The following is a 4,685-nucleotide window of genomic DNA, read 5'->3' as shown; positions in this document are numbered from 1 at the left end:
CGCTGGGCGGCGAGGGCGCCGAGCAGCGCGGCCTTGCCGCCGGGGCCGGCGCAGCCGTCGAGCCAGAGCCGGTCGGGGCCGTCCAGCGGCGCGGCGGCGAGGGCGAGGGCGACCAGCTGGCTGCCCTCGTCCTGCACGCCGGCCCGGTTCTCCCGGACGGCGTCGAGCGAGCCCGGGTCGCCGCCCTCGGCGAGCCGCAGCGCGAACGGGGACCAGCGGCCGGGCTCGGCCTCCGGCAGCGCGTCGGCCAGTTCGCCGACGGTGACCCGCCCGGGCCGGGCGACGAGGGTGACCTCGGGCCGCTCGTTGTCGGCGCGCAGCAGGTCCTCCATCGCGGTGCGCCCGGAGGCGTCCGGCTGCCAGCGGCCGAGGGAGTCCCAGAGCGCGGAGACGACCCAGCGCGGGTGCGAGTGGACGACGGCGAGGTGGTCCTCGGCGTCCTGGTCGTACGGCGGGGCGACCTGCTCGATCCAGCCGTCGAGGTCGTGGGCGCTGATCCGGCGCAGGACGGCGTTGACGAACTTCGCCTTGCCGTCGCCGAGCACGACGCGCGCGAGCTCGACGGTGGCCGAGACGGCCGCGTGGCTCGGGATGCGGGTGGCGAGCAGCTGGTGGGCGCCGAGCGAGAGCACGTCGAGCACCGGCGGGTCGACCTTGCTCAGCGGCCGGTCGATGCAGGCGGCGATGATCGCGTCGTAGGTGCCCTGGAGGCGCAGGGTGCCGTAGACGAGCTCGGTGGCGAGGGCGGCGTCGCGCCGCTCCATGCCCTTCTGCTCGGCCTCGCGGAGCAGCGAGGGCAGGATCAGGTTGGCGTAGGCGTCGCGCTCGTCGACGGCCCGCAGGGCGCGGAAGGCGACGATCCGGGCCGGGTCCTTCTTGGGCCGACGGTGCGGACGGGGTGCGCGCTTGGCGCTGGGAGTGGTCACGGGTGCCTCAAAGTGCTGCGGTGGTTATCGGACGAACAGTCGAACAGTAACGCCAACCCGGGTGCCCCGGATTCTCGGCCCCGGGCGAGCCCAGTGGCGCCCCCGAAGGGCCCCGCCCCCGGATCACCCCCCGAAGCGCTCGCCGGCCTCCAGCCGGGCCCCGCGAGCCCAGTCGGCCGCCCGCATCTCCTTCTTGCCCTGCGGACGGACCTCGCCGAGCTCGATGTCGTGGCTGCCGGTGCCGACCCGCACGCTGTTCTTGCCGACCATGACAACCTCGCCGGGCGCCAGTTCGGCGGACCCGGGCAGCAGCTTGACCGGCCCGGTCACCTTGAGCCGCTCGCCGCGGAACTCCGTCCACGCGCCCGGCGCCGGGGCGCAGCCGCGCACGACGCGGTCGATGCGCAGGGCGGGGTGGGCCCAGTCGATGCGGGCGTCCTCGACGGAGATCTTCGGGGCGAGGGTGACGCCCTCGGCCGGCTGCGGCACGGCGTGCAGGGAGCCGTCCGCGATGCCGTCCATCGTGGCGGCGAGCAGGCGCGCGCCGGAGTGGGACAGCCGGGTGAGCAGGTCGCCGCTGGTGTCGGTCGGGCGGACCTCCTCGGTGATCACGCCGTAGACCGGGCCGGAGTCCAGGCCCTGCTCGATCAGGAAGGTGGACGCGCCGGTGACCTCGTCGCCGGCGAGCACCGCGTGCTGGACCGGGGCGGCGCCGCGCCACGCGGGCAGCAGCGAGAAGTGCAGGTTGATCCACCCGTGCTTGGGGATCTCCAGGGTGCCGGGGCGCAGCAGGGCGCCGTAGGCGACCACCGGGCAGCAGTCGGGGGCGAGTTCGGTGAGCCGGGCGACGAAGTCCGGGTCGCTGGGCTTCGCCGGCTTGAGGACCTCGATCCCGGCCTCCTCCGCGCGCTGGGCGACGGGGCTGGCGACGAGCTTGCGGCCGCGGCCGGCGGGGGCGTCGGGGCGGGTGACCACCGCGACGACCTCGTGTCGGTCGGAGGCGAGCAGGGCGTCCAGGGCGGGAACGGCGACCTCGGGGGTGCCGGCGAAGACGAGACGCATCAAGTGCCTTTCTACAGAACGGTTTTGACGAGAGGGCTCAGCGCGCCGCGCCGAAGGTGCCGTGCGGGGAGACCTTGACGACCGGCGCGGGCCCGGTGCCCCACTCCGCCTCCCGGATCGCCTTGAGCGCGGCCTTGCGCTGCTCGGTGTCGAGCCGGTCGATGAAGATGATCCCGTCGAGGTGGTCGGTCTCGTGCTGGATGCAGCGGGCGAGCAGCTGGGTGCCCTCCAGCGTGACCGGGTCGCCGTACATGTTGAAGCCCTTGGCGACGACGCCGTGCGCGCGCTTGGTGTCGAAGCGCAGGCCGGGCAGGGAGAGGCAGCCCTCGGGGCCGTCCTGCTCGTCCTCGCTCAGCGACAGGTCCGGGTTGATCAGGTGCCCGGTGACGCCGTCCACGTGGTAGGTGAACACCCGCAGGGAGACGCCGAGTTGGGGCGCGGCGAGGCCGGCGCCGGGGGCGTCGAGCATGGTGTCGGTGAGGTCCTTGACCAGGGTGCGCAGCTCCTTGTCGAAGGTGGTCACCGGCTGGGCGGTGGCGCGCAGGACGGGGTCTCCGAAGAGACGGATCGGCTGGATCGCCACGGGGCGCGGGCTCCTGTCCGTGAGGGCGCGGGGCTGGGGCAACGACTGGTTCACCGGCAAGTCTATGCAACCGCCCCGCACGGCCCCGTCGGCCACCCGTCCAGCCCAGCCCGCACCACCCGCCCCGCCCGGCCCGCACCACCCACCGGGCACGGCCCGCACCACCCACCGAGCACGTCCCACACCACCCACCGGGCCCGTCCCGTGCCACCCACACCGGTTACTGGCATATCCCGAGTCTGCGCAGCGGCGTTACCCCGGCACCCGCTTCGGCGTTGGTCAAGTGAGATTGACCGGGGCCGGAGCGCACGGGACACGGCGCTCCGGCCGAGCTGACCGTACGGAAGGTGGCACGTAGGCCATGGCCGAGCAGATCAACCACGACGCCCGGGCGCGGGCGAGCCTGCACCTGCTGGTGCGGGACATCGAGCGGGTGAGGCGCCAGGTCGACGCGCTGCGGACCCTCACCGCCCAACTGGGCAACGTCTACCGCCCGCGCCGCCCCAGCACGTCGGCCGGGTTCGTGGTGTACGGCCGGGCGCCCGCGCCGACCGTGCGCCTGGCGCAGGAGCTGCGGGAGAGCGTGGAGACGCTGGTGGCGGCGGCGGTCGAGTTCGACCGGGCACTGGGCTTCTCCTGGGACTCGGTCGGCTCGGCCCTCGGCGTCACCAAGCAGGCGGTGCACCGGCGGTACGGGATGCGCCGGCCGACCAGCGAACTGCTCGCCGCGAGCGGCGCCGTCCCGGGCCCGAGCCGCCCGGACCGCTCCGAGGAGCTCCCCGCCCCCGGCGAGCGCGGCGGCCTGGCCGCGACCGTCCCCGCGGCCCGCCAGGGCGGCCTGGACCGCAGCACACTCGAACGCAACGCACTGGAGCGCGCCGCCCTGGACCGTCCGGGCCTTGAGCGTCCGGGCCTGGACCGCCCCACCGTGGACCGGAGCCCCATCGACCGCTCCCCCATCGACCGCAGCGCCATCGACCGCACCTCCATCGACCGCAGCCTCCCCGATCGCTCCCCCGCCGAGCGCTCCCCGGCCGACCGCACCGGCATCCCCCTGCGCGGCTGACCCCTCCCCTCCCGAGGGCCCCCGGGGCGGGGTGGCCCACTCACCCCGCCCCCGCACGACAACGCCGCGCGCGGGACCCCCCCAACGAGAACACCCCCGCACGACAACACCGCCAGCCGACCCCCGGCTACCCGATGTCCGTCGGATCCACCCGCACCCGCACCGCCTCCGGCGTCCGCAGCGCGATCCGCGCGATCTGCGCCGCCTTGAGCGCCGCCGCGAGCGCAGCCCCCTGCCCGGGCGGCACGCGCAGCAGCGCGCGCTCCTGGTCCACCCCGCGCAGCGCCGGCACGGGCACCGGCCCGAGCACGTCGGCGCCCTCCGGCAGCCGGATCAGTCCGAGCAGGTCGGCCACCGCCGCCGGGCTCCCGGCCACCGACGCCATCCGCGACACCGGCGGGAAGTGCAACTGGGCCCGCTCGTCGCGCTCCAGCCCGGCGTGCCCGAGCGGGTCCCACCGCACCAGGGCCTGGACCGGCCGGGCGGACGGCTCGGCGACCACGACGACCGTCCCGCCCTCCGTCGACGGCCGGACGAGCGCCGCCGCCGCCAGCCACAGCCGCAGCGTCTCCTCCCCCGCCCGCAGGTCAGGACGGCTCAGCAGCGCCCAGCCGTCCAGCAGCAGCGCGGCGCCGTACCCACTACCACCCTCGACGACCGGTTCGGCGCCGGGCGTCGAGATCACCAGCGAGGGCTCGTCGGGCACGGTGGCGAGCACAGCGTCCCGCCCCGAGGTCCGCACCGGGATGCGCGGGAACGCCTTCCCAAGCTCCTCGGCCGTGCGCCGCGCGCCGACCACCTGGGCCCGCAGCCGGAAGGAGCCGCACTCGGTGCAGTGCCAGTCGTTCTCCGGCTCGCCGCACCACCCGCAGTGCAGCGCGGCGTCCGCCGAGGGCGCCTCCAGCGGCCCCTCGCAGCGCCGGCAGCGCGCGGGCGTCCGACAGCGCCCGCAGGCCAGCCGGGGCACGTACCCGCGCCGGGGCACCTGGATGAGCACCGGGTGTCCGGCCGCGAGCGCCTCGCGCGCGGCCTCCCGGGCCACCGACGG

3 protein-coding genes and 2 pseudogenes are annotated in these 4,685 nt (G+C 75.9%); 1 reads left to right on the top strand and 4 read right to left on the bottom strand.

Annotated elements, in window-relative coordinates:
- From AB0O00_RS30240 to def, 3 genes are all read right to left on the bottom strand, one after another.
- Positions 1-926 (bottom strand): transcription antitermination factor NusB (locus AB0O00_RS30240; RefSeq protein WP_363657151.1); only part of this gene is annotated, 926 nt, incomplete at its 3' end.
- Positions 927-1,049: 123 nt separating this feature from the next.
- Positions 1,050-1,988, bottom strand: a complete 939-nt coding sequence (fmt, locus tag AB0O00_RS30235) for a methionyl-tRNA formyltransferase (protein WP_363657149.1) — start codon at positions 1,986-1,988, stop codon at positions 1,050-1,052.
- A 37-nt stretch (positions 1,989-2,025) separates the two neighbouring features.
- Positions 2,026-2,571 carry a peptide deformylase gene (gene def, locus AB0O00_RS30230; RefSeq protein ID WP_363657147.1) on the bottom strand — a complete coding sequence of 182 codons (546 nt, stop codon included), beginning with the start codon at positions 2,569-2,571 and terminating at the stop codon, positions 2,026-2,028.
- Between the two features lie 361 nt (positions 2,572-2,932).
- Here def and AB0O00_RS30225 point away from each other — a divergent pair.
- Positions 2,933-3,289 (top strand): annotated as a pseudogene (locus AB0O00_RS30225) (hypothetical protein); the annotation flags it as partial.
- A 475-nt stretch (positions 3,290-3,764) separates the two neighbouring features.
- Here AB0O00_RS30225 and AB0O00_RS30220 read toward each other — a convergent pair.
- Positions 3,765-4,685 (bottom strand): annotated as a pseudogene (locus AB0O00_RS30220) (primosome assembly protein PriA); the annotation flags it as partial.

The sequence above is a fragment of the Kitasatospora sp. NPDC093558 genome, assembly GCF_040683475.1.
In the GTDB taxonomy this organism is placed as follows: domain Bacteria; phylum Actinomycetota; class Actinomycetes; order Streptomycetales; family Streptomycetaceae; genus Kitasatospora.
This window is presented reverse-complemented; position numbering and strand designations above follow the sequence as displayed.

Coding starts and splice junctions, on each gene's coding strand:
- fmt (WP_363657149.1), bottom strand. CDS start 1,988: ATGCGTCTCGTCTTCGCCGGCACCCCCGAGGTCGCCGTTCCCGCCCTG.